Genomic DNA, 19305 nt, shown 5'->3' on the forward strand with positions numbered 1-19305 from the left:
TGCTTATAAATAAAAGGTATATATGAAAGCGCGTTCAATGTAGTTGAATTGTACTGTTCTTTAATTAAAATCTCAATATTATGACAATTTTATTCTTTTTGTACTTTATGTACATGGAGAGTTTTAATAGTTGCTTCATTATTAGTTTTGTCATAATAATAGAAAAAGGAGATTGATAGTTTTGAATATTTTATCAAAGGGTATGGAGTATGAAAAAATCACGCAAATTGTCATTACAAACGAAAATAGTAAGCTTAATTATTACATTAATTTTATTTGTCGTTCTCCTGTTAGCAGGAATATTTGTTTATATTCAGTCCGTTGATACGAAGCGCCAAGTAGAACAGTTAGCACTGCAAACGGCTAAATCTTTGTCTTTTATGCCAGCTATAAAAGATGCTTTTCAATACAACGAGCATAAAAGTACCATTCAATCCATTGCGGAACAAGTTCGTGAGCAAGCTGGTGCAGATTATGTAATTGTGGAAGATCGCTATGGGGTTATGTATTCCCATTCTAATTCGGAGTTAATTGGTACAAAGAGTAACAATCCATATAACTATGAAGCACTCACTTTTGGAGGATACTATACGCTCGAAGGAAATGGTGAAAGTGGCCCGGCTTTAATGGCGAAGGCACCCATTATTGTTCATAACGGAGACTACGATCAAGTAGTAGGCGTTGTTACAGTAGAGTTTTTAATAAAAGGTATTGAATCTAACATATTGAGCAGAACGAAAGAAATTATACTCTTTTCCTTAGCGGTATTACTAGTTGGAATTGTTGGTGGGATACTTTTGGCGCGCAGTATTCGTAAAGATACACTCGGTCTGGAACCGAATGAAATCGCAGCGCTATACCGGGAACGAAGCGCAATACTACTATCTATAAAAGAAGGAATTATCGCTATTGATCAAAACGGTTTTATTACGATGATGAACACTTCGGCAGAAGAAATGCTACATGTAAAAGGTGATTATATGCAGCAGCACATTTCAAAAGTTTTACCAGATTTTCATATGGAAAGAGTGCTAGAAAACGATCAAGAAATCGCGTTTCAAGATAAAGTGTTTATTTTAAACATGACACCAATACTCGAAAATAACAGTACGGTAGGCGTTGTATGTAGCTTTAGAGATAAAACAGAACTGCAAAATCTAGTGAATACAATATCTGAAGTAAGAAAGTATTCAGAGGACTTACGCGCCCAAACACATGAATTTACAAATAAGCTTTTTGTCTTATCAGGATTACTTCAGTTAGGACATTACAAAGAAGCGATTGAATTTATCCAGCAAGAATCTAATATTCATCAAAGCCAAAACCATATTTTATTCCATCAAATTCATGATGCGAAAGTACAAGCTATTTTATTAGGGAAACTCGGAACAGCATCTGAGAAGAAAATTGATTTTCATATTGAAGGAGATAGTGCGCTTCAACCGTTGTCGGGCCATATAAAAGTTTCGCACCTTATTACGATTCTTGGAAATATAATCGACAATGCGTTTGATTCGGTGAGTGAACGAGAGGGCAAGAGTGTTTCCTTCTTTGTTACGGATATTGGGCACGACATTGTGTTTGAAGTGATAGATAGTGGAGCAGGGATACCGGCAGAAAAAATTACGACCATTTTTCAAAAAGGATTTTCAACGAAAGGAAATGATCGTGGTTACGGACTAGCAAACATGAAAGAAATGGTAGATCTACTACAAGGAACAATTGAAATTCAAAACGAGAAAAGTGGGGGAGCTATTTTTACAATTTACCTTCCGAAAACATTGAGAGAAAGTACATGACAAACAGGGGGATGGGCATATGTTGAAGGTTGCAATTGCAGAAGATGATTTCCGCGTCGCGCAAATTCAAGAAGAGTTTTTATCAAAAATAAAGGACGTAAAAGTGATTGGAAAAGCATTGAACGCGAAAGAAACGATGGAACTACTACAAAAAGAAGAAATCGATTTACTTCTATTAGATAATTATTTACCAGATGGAATTGGTACAGACTTATTGCCGAAAATTCATGCGGATTTTCCAAACGTTGACGTCATTATGGTTACAGCGGCGAATGAAAACCATATGTTAGAAAAGGCAATTCGAAACGGTGTAAGCAACTACCTTATAAAACCGGTCACGTTAGATAAATTTGTTCGAACCATTGAAGACTATAAAAGAAAGAAGCGATTATTACATAGTAACAATGAAGTGAATCAAGCACTAATCGATAATTTTTTCGGCACTTCGCAAATACAAGACATGAAAAACTTACCGACAGGTGTTGATCCGTTAACACTGCAAAAAGTGAAAGGGATTATAAAAGGATTTGAAGAGGGCATTACAATAGAAGAAATGGGAGAACGAATGGGAGCCTCCAGAACAACCGCAAGAAGATACTTAGAATACTTAGTAGCGACAAATGAATGCACAGTAGAGTACACATACGGCATTATCGGACGACCAGAACGAAAATATCGAATAGGACGAGGACTATGAAAAAACGATTATTACTATGTATATGGATCATGACAGGAGTAATAGCTGGTTGTTCTTCAGAAAAATCTCAAACGAATACAGTAAACATAGACAAAGTAGAAATCGTTGCGCCGAACGTTCAAGGAGCTGGATGGGACTTAACAGCACGCGCGATGCAAAAAACGCTGACAGAAGAAAAAATCTTCACAAAACCAATCACTGTCACAAACAAAGTCGGTGGCAGCGGTGACGTCGGATGGAAATATACGAAACAAAAAGGTGGTCACGTACTGGCGATTAACTCAAGCTTACTCATAACGAACAACCTACTAGGCCACAGTAAACTAACATATAAAGACTTCACCCCGCTCGCGACACTAGCATCAGATTGGGAAGTCGTTGTCGTATAAAAAGACTCAAACATAGACAATGCAAACCAACTAATGGAACAACTAAAACAAGACAAGAAAAACTTCAAAATCGGCGTTGCCCCCGGCCTAGGAAACGACGATCACCTATCCTTCGTACAAGTAAGCAAAGCATTCGGCATAAATCCTGCCGAACTACAATTCTTCGTCTACGAAAACAAAGAAAAAATCATAAACGCCCTAACGAACAAACAAATAGGCGCCGCAACCATGACCCTATCCGAAGCCGAAAAACAATACAAAGCCGGCAAAATAAAAATACTAGCCGTATCCGCACCAAAACGGCTAGACCGACTACCAGAAATCCCAACGTGGAAAGAACAAGGAATCGACGTCATCTTCCAGCACTGGAAAGGGATTATGGGACCGAAAGATATGACGGAGGAAGAGGTTGCTTATTGGGATGGTGTTATTAAGAGGATGGTCGAGAGCGATACTTGGAAGGGGATTTTGGGGGAGAGGGGTTGGGAGGGATTTTATAAGGATAGTGGGGAGACGAGGGGGTTTTTGGAGGAGAGTAGTTTAGGATATGGTGAGTTGATAGGGGGAATTGGCTTGAGATGAGGGGAGGTAGTACTTCTACAATAAGCCATGTAAAAAAAACACCTTCTCACTGTATGTACTAATCATGTGAAGTGAGAAGGTGTTTTTTATGGTTATAGAAATTATAAATTAAGATTAAATTATTCGTTAACGTTATTGGCAACAACAGAAGCAATATAAGAATTATTCAACCAATAACACTGCTTTGTAATTTGCTGACCATTAGGTAAAGTTACTTTGTCAGAGCCATTACGAGCTTTTGGTCTAATATGTGCAACGCCGTTGAAATTCATTTTTGGTAGGTTATTTACTTCAACGATTTTACCACCACGTGTTTTATATTCAAGTTGAATACCTTCATTTACTACTGTATTTACTTCTTCCCAAAGTCCTCGTATTTCTTCTTCTATTGTAGGGACAGGCATGTTCCAAAGTTTAATACCTTTAAAGTAGAGCTCACGGTTTGGGTTTTCTTTTTTTGTTTGTTTGAATTTAAAAATTACAAATAAAAACTTAGTTTGATAGAAGCGTTCACGGATTTCACTTTCTTCCCATGATTCGTTTGTCCATTGATGAAAATCAATCGTTTCAAATGACATGCTCTGTTCTGGTTTTCCGTTTGGTTCTAAGCGAATTGTTTTAAATTCTATATTGGCTTTTGCGAATTCTTCAATATTAGTAAGGCGTGTGTTTTTTATACCTAGTAAAGAACTTACCAATGATGGAACGAAATTTTTTGCAGTAGGTTTAGAATCTATATCTAGTGATTGGGAGATCTCTTTATCTGTTAATCCTATATAAGGTTCGAATTTGGAATGAAGAAATTCCTCTAATGATTTTCCTTTTAAGTCGTTGGCTGTTGTGAAGCTTATTAACTCTTCATTTTTGATATATCTGCGAACTAATGTAGTCATATAAGAAGGTTTTAATGAAAATGCTCGTTGCATTGCTGGTATTTCTGAAAATGGTTGTGAACGAATTGAATTTTTATTTGCTCCTTTTGTACAAGCTCCTAAATAATTTGTATCGCCTTCGGATAACTCGTGTGCTTTTCCAGAGCGAATCTTAGATACGATTGTTTCCCAATCTTGTTTTATTATTTCTAAATCAGCTTCAGGATATGAAAATAGAACACTTTTTGTGATATGGAAGTCTTGACGATTTACGTCTGCTTTCCATTCGTAGAACATAAGTAATAATTTTTGGTTCTTTTCCCAGAAGCTAGACTCTTCGAAGGATGTATTAACTTCCTCCATGTAGTTAATGATATTTAAAACTAAGCGTTCTTTAGAGGATAAAGAACCATTTTTATTTTGCTTAAAAGGTGTTACTTTCAGTTTGACTCCAAGGTTTTTAAAGTTAATGTCCGCATCCGAGGGGCTTGCATACCCAAAAAATCTCTCTTTGACTAATTGACCAAGTTCACCTTTTGAATTTGCTGTTGCAAGTTTATTTGTTGAATTGATTTCACTAAATTTGTGTCCTTCAGCCTTTTTTGCTTTTAACATTAGTTCATCTAGTGTAGCGTATGTAACCATAGTAATCCCCTTTCGTTATCTATATTAATTGGTTTGCTTAGAAACCTTTAAATGAAAAGTTATGATATAATAAAAAGCTGTTTCAATTGTGTAGAGATAAAAACTCTGTAAAGGAAAAGCCGCGGATTTCTTATTAAATAAGATATGGAAATCAAAAATCTATATTATGGAACGGAAGTATGTACTCTCATAATATAGGGATTGATCTTTTCCTTACTTTTTATTATAATGAAGCATAAAGAAATAAAATACCGAAAGGATGTTCGTGTATTTATGGTGAAAGTAGTAGAACTTTTTGCGGGAGTGGGGGGTTTTAGGTTAGGACTTGAAGCGAACGGGAATTTTGAGATTATTTGGGGAAATCAGTGGGAGCCTTTAACTAAAGCGCAACATGCATTTAATTGTTATGCCACTCAATTTGAAAATAGAGGAATACATGAAAATAAAGATATAGCAGAGGTTTGGCCAGAGATACCTGAGCATGATTTATTGGTAGGTGGCTTTCCATGTCAAGATTATTCAGTAGCACGTACTATCTCAAATGAAAAAGGGATACAAGGAAAAAAGGGTGTTCTTTTTTGGGAGATAATAAACATAGTTAATTCTCGCAAGCCAAGATTTGTTTTGTTAGAGAATGTAGATAGATTATTGAAGTCACCAGCAAAACAAAGAGGTCGTGATTTTTCTATTATGCTGGCGAGCTTTAGAGATGCAGGATATGCAGTTGAATGGAGAGTTATTAACGCTGCGGATTATGGAAATTCACAAAGAAGACGAAGAGTATTTATTTTCGCATACTTAAAAGAATCTCATTTCGCATCTGTTCAAAGTGAAATGAAGTCATTAGGGATATTGTGTAAAAATGGATTTTTCGCTCCGATTTTTAAAGTGCATGAAGCACCTGAGGAAAACAAAAAAAGAGGGGAATTTGTGTTGCCGGTCGATATTGTTGAGGTTTCTGATACATTTAAAGCTGAATACTATAATTCTGGTGTGATGATAGATGGACAAGTATACACTGAAGAATTAGTTCCAGTAACTGAAAATCCAGAGACTTTAGGTGAAGTTGTTCAAAAAGTATATGATAAATTTGGTCCTGCAGATGAATCATATTATTTGAAAATGGATAAGGTTAACAAAAAGGGAAGAACGGAATTTGAGGAACTAAAGTATCTTAAAGGCCCTAAAAAAGAAGAAAGAGTATCAAAGGCGACGGGGCATAAATACTTCTACGCTGAGGGAGGAATGGCTTTCCCTGACGATTTAGATAAGCCTGGACGTACCATGTTAACAAGTGAAGGAACATGTAATAGAAGTTCACATGTAATTGAAGATCCTTATACAAAAAAATTAAGATATTTAACACCAGCTGAATGTGAGTTGTTAAATGGATTCCCAATGGACTGGACAAATACAGGTATGCCACAAAGAAACAGATACTTTTGTATGGGAAATGCTTTAGTGGTTGATTTGGTGGAACGAATGGGTCAAAGGATTTTAGAGATTAACAAAGAAGAAGAGAAGATGGATAGTGTTATACAGTTAAGTTTATTTTAGAAATTAATATAGCATATGTTTGTGAGAATTTTAAAAGTATAAAGCGTTGGATAACCTGGGTTCTATAGTTATAGACTCAGGTTATTTTTCATGTGATTTTTTAAAATGAAGAATGGAGTAGTGGGAAATAATTAATTTTATCATGAATGGATAATCCACTAATTTCCTTTTTTCTTAATACCAACAATTCCTCTATAGATATTGTATAATATGGAATATATTCGAAACGTATTTTTAGATTAAGAGGTGTTACATCATTGGAGAAATATACATTTGATTTTCTACAAGAGATATTCCCTGAGTTAGCGGAGATGGGTAGGGATATTGAAAATATTTTTTATCAAGATCCCCAATCGGTTTTAATTAAGGGAAGAATATTTGCGGAGCTATTATCAAAACGCATTGCGGAAGAGCATGAACTGTATGACGTACAATATTTAAAGCAAGTAGAGCGTATTCAAAAATTAGAAAGAGAAGATATTTTATCAAAGGAAATTTCACGTTCATTTGATACTGTTCGCTATTTAGGAAATAAAGCGGCACATGAACATATTGAAAGTGGGGTAGAGAGTGCTTTTAAAATGCATAAAAATCTATTCCAAATTGCAGTGTGGTTTATGGAGGTATACGGGAGTTATGAGTTTGTTGCCCCGAAATACAAACATCCACAGCCGAAGAGTAGTGTGCATATTGTGGAGAAATTAGAAGAAAAGATATCTGCTAGTTTAGAAGAAAAGTTAAAAATGCTAATTGAGATTGCAAGTAAACAAAATACATCAAATCAAACTGAGGAATTAACAGAAATAAATAACGCTGAGATTGCGGTAGGGTTAGAAATCGAAGATAAACAGTCTGTGGATAATGAAGAAGAAGCAGATAACAATTTTGTGTATGATGATTTTATTTTAGGAGAAGGAGAGAGTTATTTACTAGCAGAACTCTCGAAGCTGAAAGAATCATCTCAAGAGGCTATCGAAAATCCTAATGAATTTAGTTCGTTTAAGGATTATTTACATGTAGAAAGAACGATACAGAACGATATGATGTCTGCTCTAACAGCAGCAGCTGGGAAAAATACAAGTCAATTAATTTTCTTGTGTGGTAGCGTTGGAGATGGGAAATCACATTTATTATCGTATGTGAAAAATAAATATCCTGAATTGATGGAAGAGTTTTCGGTGCATAATGATGCTACGGAAAGTTTTGATCCACAAAAGAGTTCCCTTGATACATTAGCGGAAGTATTAAAGCCATATAGTGATAATGAGATTGATGGTTCTAGATTCAAGCTAATTTTAGCTATTAACCTAGGAGTTCTGCATAACTTTATTGAATCAGATTATGCAAAAGAGAACTACCGAATTTTAACAAAATTTATTGAGGAATCTGGAATATTTGAGGCAAATGAAGTTGCTACTAATCAACAAAGCGGTAATTTTCACTTAATTAGCTTTAGTGATTATCAACCTTTTGAATTAACTAGTGAAGGGCCAAAATCAGATTACTTTTCATCAATTTTAAAGCGAATTGTGGTTGAGTCAGAAAACAATCCATTCTATCAAGCTTATTTAAAGGATAAGCAACGTGGTATAAATGGATTCTTTATGGTGAATTATGAGTTATTGCAACAGCAACAAATACGAGATGGTGTTTTAAGCATTTTAGTTGAAGCAATAGTTAAGCATAAGATGATTATTTCGACACGCTCCATGCTTAATTTTATTTATGATATTTTGGTCCCCTCTCATGGGAATGAAGATTTTCTTGGGGCAGGTATGATGGAAAAAACCGAAGCTTTATTGCCGAATTTATTATTTGATGGTCAAGAGAAATCAAATTTACTAGCAGTTATTTCTAAAATGGATCCTATTCATCTTCGATCAAATAGTGTAGACCAAATGCTAATTGAGCTAAACAATTCAGTAAATATGAAGAATACTTTCCAAAAGCATTTAGTTTTAAATGGACTTGATGGATGGATAGAAGGGCTAGAAGAGATGGGACCTTTCTTTGAGTTAAGTGATTCATCTAGACAGGTATTTAATAAAACATTAATACGTATGTCATTCTTTTTATCTCCTGTTTTGAATGAAATGTTCGCGGATGAAAATTATAAAAAATATATGGAATATTTATATGCTTTTAATAAGGGGAATCGATCTGATTTAAGAGAGATGTATAATTTAGCGAGAGAATCGATTTTCTTGTGGAACGGACGTCCGAAATCAGATTATGTATTTATGGACTATTCAAATGATACTACTCAGGTGGCACAGTCTCTTAAAATCAAGCCATTTGTAGGACATTTGAAAGGGGTAGAACCAGAGGTTTTAAATCGATTTAAATTAAATATATTACTTGCTTTTTCTAATGAAGATAAAGTAGCTCCTGTATATTTAGAAATTGATTATCCGTTATATGCAATGACGGTTAAACTTTCAAAAGGTTATCGTCCGAATAAAAAGGATAAAGAAGATTGTATTCAGTTCGTTGAATTTGTGGATAAGATAATGAAATTAGGAAATAGAGAAAAAGAATTATTGTTTGTTCAATCTAATGAAAATGGAATGTTTAAACTAACATACGATGAAGATTTTGAAGAATTTACGTTTAGAAGGGATTAAAAAATGATTGTAAGAGAGAATTTAGAGGATTTAAAAAGCTCGCTGAGTATTAAACCAGAAAAATTAGGATTAAAACATACAATAAATAAAAAAGCTCCTCTGTTACCTTTCTCTACCCGAGGAACAGAGCGGGCAAAATTCGCAAAAGGGTTTCAGGGAGTATTAGGAGAGTTTACGCGTCTAGTCAGCGGAAATAAGTTAAAAATGGAAGTTAACCTAGAAGAACTTATTGGAGAGATTAGTAAATCTGTTGATGTATCAAAGCAAGATAAGTCGCAATTTGAACAAATACTACGTACCTTTCTGCAGGATAGTGATAATACAATTAAAATTTTTCATTTGCATTTGTTTCAATATTTACCATTAAGTGACAAGGCTGATAAAAAAGGAGAACAAGATATTGCTAGATTCCTTTTAGACGTCTTATTAGGTGAAAAAGAAACAGTAGAAGAGATTTTTGGAAAAAGCGATTCAACAGATTTAATGTCACGTCTTGTGTTAAAACAATTAAATCATTTGGAGAGCGACGAAAAAGAACGCCGTCCTTATATTAATCAAATTCCATTTATCTCGAAGCTATTCAAAGAAGATTTTCAATTTTTAGTGGAACATAAAGATTATTTTAGAACTCATTATCACTTGTTTCTTAGTTATTATTACTTTTTATATATTACTCAATTGACTTTAAAGCTTTCACAAGTTGGGAAAGCGAACTTTAGTGAGAACAATGAAGTTTATTTTACACTTGACTGGGAGTCTACGAGTAAGAATAGAAAAGGTTATACTCATGGTTATCAAATGATTAAAGATACAGGTAGACATTTACTACTACATATTAATTGCTTAGAACATTTAAATTTCCTAATGGGAGCAGAAAAAGCAGGTGGCTATCCTGAATTAAAGGAAACATATCAGCAATTATCAGATGAGGATAAAAAAGTATTTTTAGAGATGCTTTGTGATTGGGTTATGGAATATAGAGGACATTTAGGTCTTGGGGCTTATGAAGGAAATTTAGAATTAGAATATGATACGCTTGTACAATCCTTATTCCGTAGTATAGAAGAAGCCTATGAAAAAGATACGATGCAAGGACCTCGACATAGATACTCTTTATCAATAGAAGAGGTTGGAAAAAAATATTTCTTAAAAACTCGAGGTTCACTTGGTTATATGCTTAATATTAGTCAAGATATGTTGTTGCTACTAACAGCATTGAGTTTAAAAAAGGAAAGAAAACCTTTGAAGCAAGTATTCATAGATTTAGAGGCTAGAGGCTTATTCTTTGATCGGTACTCAAAAGAAGAAATTGTACAGTTATTTGATAAGCTGAATTTAATAGACAAAAAAAGTGATAGCGGTGATGCACAGTATGTTAAACCAATTTTATAATTATCTTTCAGATAAACTAATAAATTATTTAGAAGCGGAAAATCTTAGAGGTGGAGAGCGATTTTACCTTCAATTTGATAATCATGAACAAGTGCAAGCATTTTATGACACATTAAAAGAACAAGATTTATCGCAGGCGTTTTATTACCAGCATAAGCAAGGAACTCCATACGAAACGATTGCTATTAAGGTTTCAGAGGAAATGAAAGTAGTTGTTGCGACTACATCGGCAAATGTTACTCCTGACTTTTTAGTAACACTTCGTAATGAAGTCGGTGAACAAAAGGATGTTTGGGAGAAAACAGCTTTACTTAGTATATGTCATGAGACACTGGACAGTATTAAGGGTGGTAGCAGTGATTTGCAAAAAGAAGGTATGCCATTTAATGTGAAATCAATTTTGAAAACATTAAAAGAAGAGATTGAAACTTCTTCTCTAAATAAAGAGGAGAAGGAAGTACTTTCATTTTATTTGCGTAAAAAATTAGATGATACAATTGTGCGACCATCTCTTTGGGATTATGAAGAAATTCTTGGATTTTTATCAAAACAAGAGATTGCGAGAGAAGATTATTCTAATCTAGGTATTTTTTATGATGAAAATTTAAATCAATTTACTTCAGCTCAAATGAAAAAAAGGCTAGAAGAAAATGCTTCATTTTTTGAGAAAGTACAACATATGCACGAGTATGAGCATTTAGAGAGTCAATTAGAAAAATTATTCGATGAAAAAGGTGTGTCTCGTCTAAAGAAGGAAGATTGGCAGCAAGCGGATTATGTTCTTATTAAAGATTCTTACGACAAAATGACTGAAATAGATCACCCTTTAGAATATATTGAATCAGCAAAGAAATATTCAAAAGAAGGTTTGCTATATTGGGAAAAAGCACAAGCTGAGACAAAGGCTGGGAGACGTAAACGTCATATTATTGTTTTTAATCCTACACAGATAGAAAATATCAACCTAAACTTTGAATTTGAAGAAAAGTTAAAGAAGGAATACATTCATAAAAATTCACAAGGTTTTTGTGGAGTATCTGGGAAAAAGCTAACTGTTAGTTTAGTGCATAAGCAAAATGTGACTTCATTCCATAAAGTTGTATATACACATAAAATGCAATCTAAGTCGAAATATGAGTTTCATATTGCTGTTGTAGAATGTGAAGCCTCGTTTTTACAATCTCTCCAAACAATTTATGAAGTGAATATGAATAAGAAAAATATAGTTATGAATAAAGCCGAAGAATGTATTGTTTTTGGGGATATTTCTAGTGAACCAGAAGAATTATTTATTGAAGAAGATGCACAGATTATAAATTGGCAAGGAGGAAGTTTTGAAGTCTCTGAATCTTCCCCTGCATGGAATGATGATAGCTTATCCTTTTCTGTTCAAATTGAAACAACTTTAATCCCTATTCTTATTAGAGAGCAAGTTGCAAAGACTGTTCCAGTATCAGGAGAAAGGGTATGGAAATTAAAAAGAGAACATCAAGAAAGTTTCGAATATAACCTTGATACAAATAAATTAAAACAGGGTGCAAGGGAATTTTCAGCACGAGAAGGATTTCGAAATTATTTGCAAGACGAGAGAGTATGGATTGAAAATGAAATTGCGTTTGCAGTAAGAGGAGTATCAGGTCTAAATAAGGTTGAATTAGCAATTAATCCATCATTGAGAGATGCGTACCAAGAATTATTAAATTACTATAAATTTAATAATACGGTTCCTAGTCTTTGTTTTGTGGATGATCAATTAAGAGAGCTATCTATAAGATACTTGAAAGCTTTTAACGAAAGCGTTGCTCATATACAAGAAAATGTAATGCTCAAAGAAGAAGAAAAGAACCTGTTTAAATTGGGGGCTATTGAAGAGGAACAAAGAGTTATACTAACACCGTTGCATCCTCTTAATGTTGCCTACCAGTTAAGTATTAATGATGAAATTAAAAATGAAGTAGTTGAAATGCATATTTTAAATCGTCTGCATCCTAATAATCTATTGCCATATATATATGGACAGAATGATGAATTGTATCGTCCAGTTTCTCAAAATGAAGCGCCTGAATGGATCGTTTATGAACCGCTTCATAAGGTTGCGATTGGAGAATCTAATGCATTTTTAGCTAATGTAGTTGAAGAAAAGCTTCAACAATTTGTGGAGCATTTCCAATACTTATTTTTACAAGAATCTAAATCTCCGATACGAATCAATGTTATTAATATAAATAATGATAAAGAAGTTGTAAGAGGGTTAGTGCATTTTATTAAGAAGCAGATAGATAAAAAAGGACCATCAAAAATTATACCAGTAGAGGTTGCTTTATATCATGAGAATAGTATATTAAGTGCCTTTGAAAAGTTTTCTATTTATGATGATGTTCAAAAATTCGAGGAGTTTTTTGAATTATCGTTAGCATCAAAGAATCTTGATGCCGTAGACGTATTAAGGCTGATTCGAGAAAATGTTTTCTACTATAAACTTATAGGTACGAAAGAATATGGTTACGCTCATATTTCATTCTATAAAATGATTTCAAATGAGAAGCATGCGAAAAGTACAATGGAAGATATTGAAACAGGATTATCTTTAAATGGAATGTTATCATCTCTATCATCTATTAGTACAGAAGTAGATTATCGTACGGGCTTCGGGCTGAAAAATGCATTGAATAATGAGCATTTGCTAATTCAAACTGCTAGAAGAATGAACGAATTAGGAAGTAATTTAAATAACGATGGTACAAACCCTTACCGTAAGAATGAAACAATTGTTACGAGAACATCTACTTATGATGAACAAGTTCTAGAACATTTATATGAGTCTTCTTATTGGGTAACATTTATTGAGCCTAATGTAGGTTTAGATTTCTTCCAAGAGTCATCACGTAATTTATTGGTCATCCATTATAGTGATCAATATTCTTCATCAAGCCAGTATGATGCAATTACAGTAACGGATAAAGCAAGACAGTATCGAACAGTTATTGAACAGTATTTGGCAGAAAAAGAAATTGTATCGACACCTGAAAAAATCAATACAGCTATTAGAGCTTTCAATAGTTTAAATGGTGAGTGGTTGCTACGAATTATAGGAAGTAAGGGACAATTCTCAAGAGAAAAGTTAAGTATTATTTCGGCTGTGAAATATATATTAAGTGCGCTAGATCATGAGAATATTTTATGGGTTCCTATCTCATTAGAAGAAATATTACGTGTTGCTGGAGCAGTAAAGTTAACGAAAAGTGAAGGGGTATTTTCTGCGAAAAATCTAGGCGGAAAAGGTGCACATAGTGACGATTTACTGTTAATCGGAGTAGAAATGCAAGATGATAAATTATCAGTGCATTATTATCCAGTGGAAGTAAAAATTGGTTTAAATCAAGACAGTGCTATTGCAAAAGCGAAGGAGCAGATTAATGCTACTAAGCAATTGTTTGATACGCAACTTTCTAAAGTAAGTGAAGATGGTTTACATGTATTTAAACATAAGTTTTTCCGAAACTTCTTTGTACAGTTATTGCTAGCGAATGCAGAGAAATTTATTGCAAATAACATTTGGCCAGAAAAATCTTATGAGAAAATTGAAGAACTAAAGAAAAAATTATTAAATGATGATTATGAAATGAGTGGAGATTTGGATAGTAAAATTGGGAAAGGTGCGATTTTATCATTCAAAAAAGAACAAGCATGGAGATCCATTAAAATCGAAGAAGATATTTTATTAGTGGAATTAACCGAAGAGGATGGATATGAAGGAGTAGTCGAAGAAATTGAGGCACTCAAAACAAAAATTCATTCTGGTGGAACTGATATTAATCCAGATAGATTATTGAATAAGAATCATGACTCCAATCAAGAGTTAAAAGATTCTAGCAATAAAGTCGTTCCAACTGTATCTCATTTTCAAGGGACGGTAGAAGAAAAGGAAACAAAGGGATTAAAAGACATCCGCGTTCTACTAGGAACGGTAGAGGGATCGACTCAAGAAATATATTGGGAATTCGGAAACCCAGAGTTAGCAAATAGACATATTTTAATCTCGGGTAAATCAGGGCAAGGTAAGAGTTATTTCATTCAATGTCTGCTTCTTGAACTGGCGCAAAATGGAATTTCTAGTATGATATTTGACTATACAGATGGATTCAAGAATTCTAAGTTAGAACCGGAATTTAAAGAGAAACTTCAAGATAATATTGAACAATTTCTAGTAGCAAAAGATAAATTCCCAGTAAATCCATTTAAACGGAATCAAAAAGAATTGGATGAAGGAATTTATATCGATGAAGATAATACAGATGTTGCTGAAAGAATTAAAAGTGTATTTTCAGCTGTATATAAAGATTTAGGTATTCAGCAGCAAAACGCTATCTATGAAGCAGTAATGCGTGGTTTAGGTAAATATGATGAGAATATGAATTTAAATTATTTATTAGCAGAATTAGAAGAAGATACTTCGGGTCCAGCTAAAACAGCAAGGTCACAAATTAAACCATTCATTGATAAAAATCCATTTAATCATAGTGCTGTATATGATTGGGGAGACATACTGAACCAAAAAGGTAAAGTGTTTATTGTACAATTAACAGGCTTTAATAGAGATGTACAGCTCATGATTACAGAGTTTATCTTATGGGATATTTGGAACTATCAATTGCACCACGGAGACAAAAATAAACCATTCCCAGTTATTTTAGACGAAGCGCAAAATCTTGATCATAGAGAAAAATCACCAAGTGCCAAAATTTTAACCGAAGGAAGAAAATTTGGCTGGTCAGGTTGGTATGCAACACAATCATTAAAAGGGCAATTTACAACGGATGAAATTTCACGATTACAGAACTCAAGTCAAAAAGTGTATTTCATGCCACCTGAAAATGAAATTAGTGCTATTGCATCAAACCTTGCTCAAGATTCTGCTGTGCGTAAAGAGTGGGAAAAACGACTTGCAACATTGAAAAAGGGTCAATGTATCACTTCAGGACCAATGTTACAGAAGGATAGTACGTTGAAGTCGGGTAGTCCTGTGATTATTAATATTAGTCCTTTAACTCATAGATTGCTTAAGTGAGAAGACATTTTATAAGCAAAGAAAATTTGTTATTGTAATGAATTCAAAACTATTAAATAGCCCTTAAAATTCAATAATCTATTGAATTTTAAGGGCTACTTTGTTATTAGAATCTGTTTATATTTATGAGAAAGGATTATTTTTTATGTGAATATTTACATTTAAGGTGGTAGGAGTTATTAAAAAATTATTTCAGGAATGATCTTAATGTTTTATAAGATAATTAATTTAATTTGGATATGGTATAATAGTTTTGGAATTTATTTCATATAAGTAGATTTGATGGATCAATATTATTATATTTATATATTAATTATTACTGAATGTAACAGGTGGTAAATAATAAATTTATATAAAATTTCTATGAGGAGAAATAAAATGGAGCAAAAAGAGGATTCTTTATTTAATTTATTGTTAGAAATTGAAAAAGAGACTAAGGAATTAAAAAAATCCTTACAAATTTCTGATTCGAAAAGTATTATTGCATTTCGAGGAGAGCCACGGGACTATGAAGGAACAAAGTTATTACCATCTTTATATCGACAAAAATTAACTGTACAACAAGAGATTAAATTATTTGATTTGTTGAATGATTATAATGTAATAGGCAGAGAGGAAAAAACAAATTTACAAAAAGCAATAGCAGCACAACATTACTTAGCAACTAGTAGATTGCTTGATATTACATTTAACGCGTTAGTTGCTATATATTTTGCTACCTCTTATGAGAAAGAAAAGCAATCTGAAGACGGTTATATATATATTTTTTGTTTACCACAGCATTTCTCACCTAGCTCTGAATATATCGAAAAATATTATGACGATATGTTGAAGGAGAATGGGAATGAATTGATTTTAAAGAAAAATTTCAAAGTAGTTACTCACGGATGTTTCAATGAGAGAATAAAGTTGCAGAAAGGGGGATTTATCTTCTTCCCTGCAAGTAATATTACTAGAATACCTTCATGTTTTTATAGGAGGATCAAAATAGAGGGAAGGAATAAAAAGTTGATAAGAAAGCAGTTGGCAGATTATTTTGCGGTTTATGAGTCAACTTTATTTCCCGAAAAAGACAAATTAAGTGATGTAATATTTGAAAGTATAAAAAAAGATTTCGCGTTAGAAGATACTGGGAATAATATAGAGTCTGAATTGAATTCGTACTTTGAAAACCTAGTATATGAAATTAATTCTTATGTGTATAAACAGGAATTAACACAAGAGTTAAAAAAAACCATTATGAGAAGAGTAAGGAAATATGAACAAGATTTATTTTTTGCTTTGGATCAATTGGAAGAAAAGATAGAAAAAGAAGGAACGTCTAGATTGTTAGATGTTAAAAGAAAGGCACGTCATGACTTTGAGAATTTACGTGCATATGTTAAAAGGGAGCTGGAGAAATGTTCATACCAAGTAGAGATTTAAAAAAATTATCTCGATTATTAGGTGTTAAGGAAGAAGAGATGGATTTTAAGGAGAATTTGAATATTTTAGAAATAACTAATGATAACGGAGATACGGTAGAATATTATGTTGGAGATTTTTGTGAGAATAGCAAACATAATATTGAATTTAACGAATTTAGGGATAATTACGAGCGATATAAAGTTATTAACATAGAAATGCAGTCATTAATGCTATTTGAATCGTGGGAAGCTGGACAAGATTATCGCGAAAAAATTGAAGCAAATCTAGGATTAAGTAGGCAGAAAAGAGAGATAAAGAATTTTTTTAAGAACTCAAAAGTTTGTTATTGGAGTCAAGATGACGAAATTGAGATGGATCTAGAAGAAGAAGGGCTAAATTATTTAGAGTATAAAATCTCAAGTGAAAATTTTAATGAGGATAAGGGATTAGTTTATAATATGTCGTTAAAGGAATTATATTCCTTGTATAACAGAACTGGTGTTGAGCTATTTAAAGATAATGTTAGGGTTAAAATTGTAAATGTTCAATCTGAGCGACTAAGAAATAATTTTAAGACCAGTTTTTTATTGGGCTTATATAACTTGAATACTTCGTATAGTACAAATCAGGAGTTTAAGAATCTATTAAACAATTATATTAAGGAGAGTACTGGTTCAGAAGATTTTGAGGGTCATGAAGTGGCATTGGAAGGTTTTTGGTTTCATCATAATGGAATTACAATATATTCATCAAACAATTTTAAAATAAAAGAAGATAAAATTATTTTTGATCCATTAAATGTAAGTGTAATTAATGGGGCACAAACATTAACGCACTGTGCTGACATTATTCGAGAGATTAGAAAAAATTTAAGAAAATTAGTCGAACATGACTATGAAAAAATGAATAGGTTTATTGATGAGTTATTAGAGAAATTAATGTGTAAAATTAGGATAAAGACAATATTTATTTCTGTTGATTCCCAATTAAAACGTTCTATAACATTAGGATTAAATTCACAAATTCCTGTGAATATTGAAGATATAGAAACAAATACTGAATTAGTAGACCGTATTAATGAAGAACTAGGGGAGAAGAATAAGCGGATTTGTAGGAAGGGAGAAGAAGGGTTGTATGGGGGATTTTATTTATTAGATTTTATTAAATCTTATTTAATGTTCCAAGATAAGCCCGGAACTGCAAGGAATCTTAATAAGAAAGACCTGGAAAAATACCTAAAAGAAATAGAATTATTTTTAGCTAGCAAGTCTGATGAAGTTGATGAGTTCTTAAAGAGTATAGAAGTGTTCGACCACATAGATAAATGGTGGCGGAAAAGACAGAAGCCTGAGGGCTTGGATGAGAATAGTTATAAAGGTCTTGCTAGTAATGGGAAATTTTATTTTAAGTCTTATAGTAAAGATATTTATAATGACGCTGAAGATGAAAATGACAAGGATGAGTATTTGCAGGAAATATATGATCAATTTGTAAAAAACTTCATTCAATTAACATCTGAGGAAATAACTTCGAATTTATTAAAAAGAGATGACTTATATAAATTGTATATAGATAATCGCAAAAGGTTACAAAGTAGTCAAGGTAAGATAGATGAATTTTTAAAAAGGATATCAGAACTACCTTATAAATATGAAAAATATAAAGAAAATAATCAGTCTAAATCTAATCGTAGTATGTTTATAAAAAAAGAATTGGAAGAGAAAGAGATAACAATAGACTTTAGGACTATTACAGTTACTAAGACAGAAGAGGGAAACGTTTTAAAAGAAGCATTTCCTTTACCAAGTAAAACATTTAGTCAATTTTACGAAGTGAAAGGGTATCCTGAAATATATGATTCTGAAAGTGAAAATAACCCAATTATTTTTGAAGAATCTTATTTGAAAAAAGAGATTGAAAAGGATTTCTTCCTATTTGTTTTTATTGAAGACTCTCTCGGGAAAATCATAGACATTGATATTATTTCTAATTTTAGTTTTTCTGATCTCTCTGTAAGTGCAAAAAAAGTGTACCAGAATACTATAACTGCTTTTGAAAAGGGAGATGTAGAATTGTTCGCTGCCCAGTCTGATGATATGAACTTACATATTAGGACTAAGGCGAAAGATGGAAATGATACCTTTGCTTTTACAGATGGTAGCCAACAAGTGAAAAGGACATTTTGGATAAATAAGACCGCATTAATTAATCTTATAAATCCTCATATTCAAGAGGGGCTTAGAGAAAAAGAATTAGTAGGTTAATTATAGTTT

The 19305-nt window shown here is 32.8% G+C and carries 9 protein-coding genes and 1 pseudogene; 9 read left to right on the top strand and 1 reads right to left on the bottom strand.

Going from position 1 to position 19305, the window contains the following annotated elements:
- Positions 1–209 precede the first annotated feature (209 nt).
- The 3 genes and pseudogenes from AC1DS7_RS05265 (at position 210) to AC1DS7_RS05275 (ending at position 3467) form a co-directional block, all read left to right on the top strand.
- A complete protein-coding gene (locus AC1DS7_RS05265; RefSeq protein WP_476998816.1) occupies positions 210–1799 on the top strand; it encodes an ATP-binding protein in 1590 nt (529 codons plus the stop codon).
- 19 nt (positions 1800–1818) lie between these two features.
- Complete coding sequence (locus tag AC1DS7_RS05270) at positions 1819–2496, top strand: response regulator (protein ID WP_476998817.1); 678 nt, start codon at positions 1819–1821, stop codon at positions 2494–2496.
- Positions 2493–3467: pseudogene (locus tag AC1DS7_RS05275) on the top strand (tripartite tricarboxylate transporter substrate binding protein). The gene AC1DS7_RS05270 and the pseudogene AC1DS7_RS05275 overlap by 4 nt, the downstream one beginning before the upstream one ends.
- A 119-nt stretch (positions 3468–3586) precedes the next feature.
- Here AC1DS7_RS05275 and AC1DS7_RS05280 read toward each other — a convergent pair.
- Complete coding sequence (locus AC1DS7_RS05280; RefSeq protein WP_063226594.1) at positions 3587–4984, bottom strand: Sau3AI family type II restriction endonuclease; 1398 nt, start codon at positions 4982–4984, stop codon at positions 3587–3589.
- A gap of 273 nt (positions 4985–5257) precedes the next feature.
- Between AC1DS7_RS05280 and dcm the strand changes: the two genes are divergently transcribed.
- From dcm to AC1DS7_RS05310, 6 genes are all read left to right on the top strand, one after another.
- Complete coding sequence (gene dcm, locus AC1DS7_RS05285) at positions 5258–6541, top strand: DNA (cytosine-5-)-methyltransferase (protein ID WP_063226595.1); 1284 nt, start codon at positions 5258–5260, stop codon at positions 6539–6541.
- A 257-nt stretch (positions 6542–6798) separates the two neighbouring features.
- On the top strand, positions 6799–9165 hold the full coding sequence (gene dptF / locus AC1DS7_RS05290; protein WP_215550842.1) for a DNA phosphorothioation-dependent restriction protein DptF: 2367 nt from the start codon (positions 6799–6801) through the stop codon (positions 9163–9165).
- A 3-nt stretch (positions 9166–9168) separates the two neighbouring features.
- Positions 9169–10557, top strand: coding sequence for a DNA phosphorothioation-dependent restriction protein DptG (gene dptG, locus AC1DS7_RS05295; protein WP_063226597.1), 1389 nt, complete (start codon positions 9169–9171; stop codon positions 10555–10557).
- Positions 10538–15625, top strand: coding sequence for a DNA phosphorothioation-dependent restriction protein DptH (dptH, locus tag AC1DS7_RS05300; RefSeq protein WP_063226598.1), 5088 nt, complete (start codon positions 10538–10540; stop codon positions 15623–15625). Before dptG ends, dptH begins: the two co-directional genes overlap by 20 nt.
- A 378-nt stretch (positions 15626–16003) precedes the next feature.
- Entirely contained in the window at positions 16004–17050 is a 1047-nt protein-coding gene (locus AC1DS7_RS05305) for an FRG domain-containing protein (protein WP_236735005.1), read from the top strand.
- On the top strand, positions 17026–19296 hold the full coding sequence (locus AC1DS7_RS05310; protein WP_002186565.1) for a hypothetical protein: 2271 nt from the start codon (positions 17026–17028) through the stop codon (positions 19294–19296). The genes AC1DS7_RS05305 and AC1DS7_RS05310 overlap by 25 nt, the downstream gene beginning before the upstream one ends.
- Positions 19297–19305 lie beyond the last annotated feature (9 nt).

It is taken from the genome of Bacillus sp. P4_E1 (genome assembly GCF_056401715.1).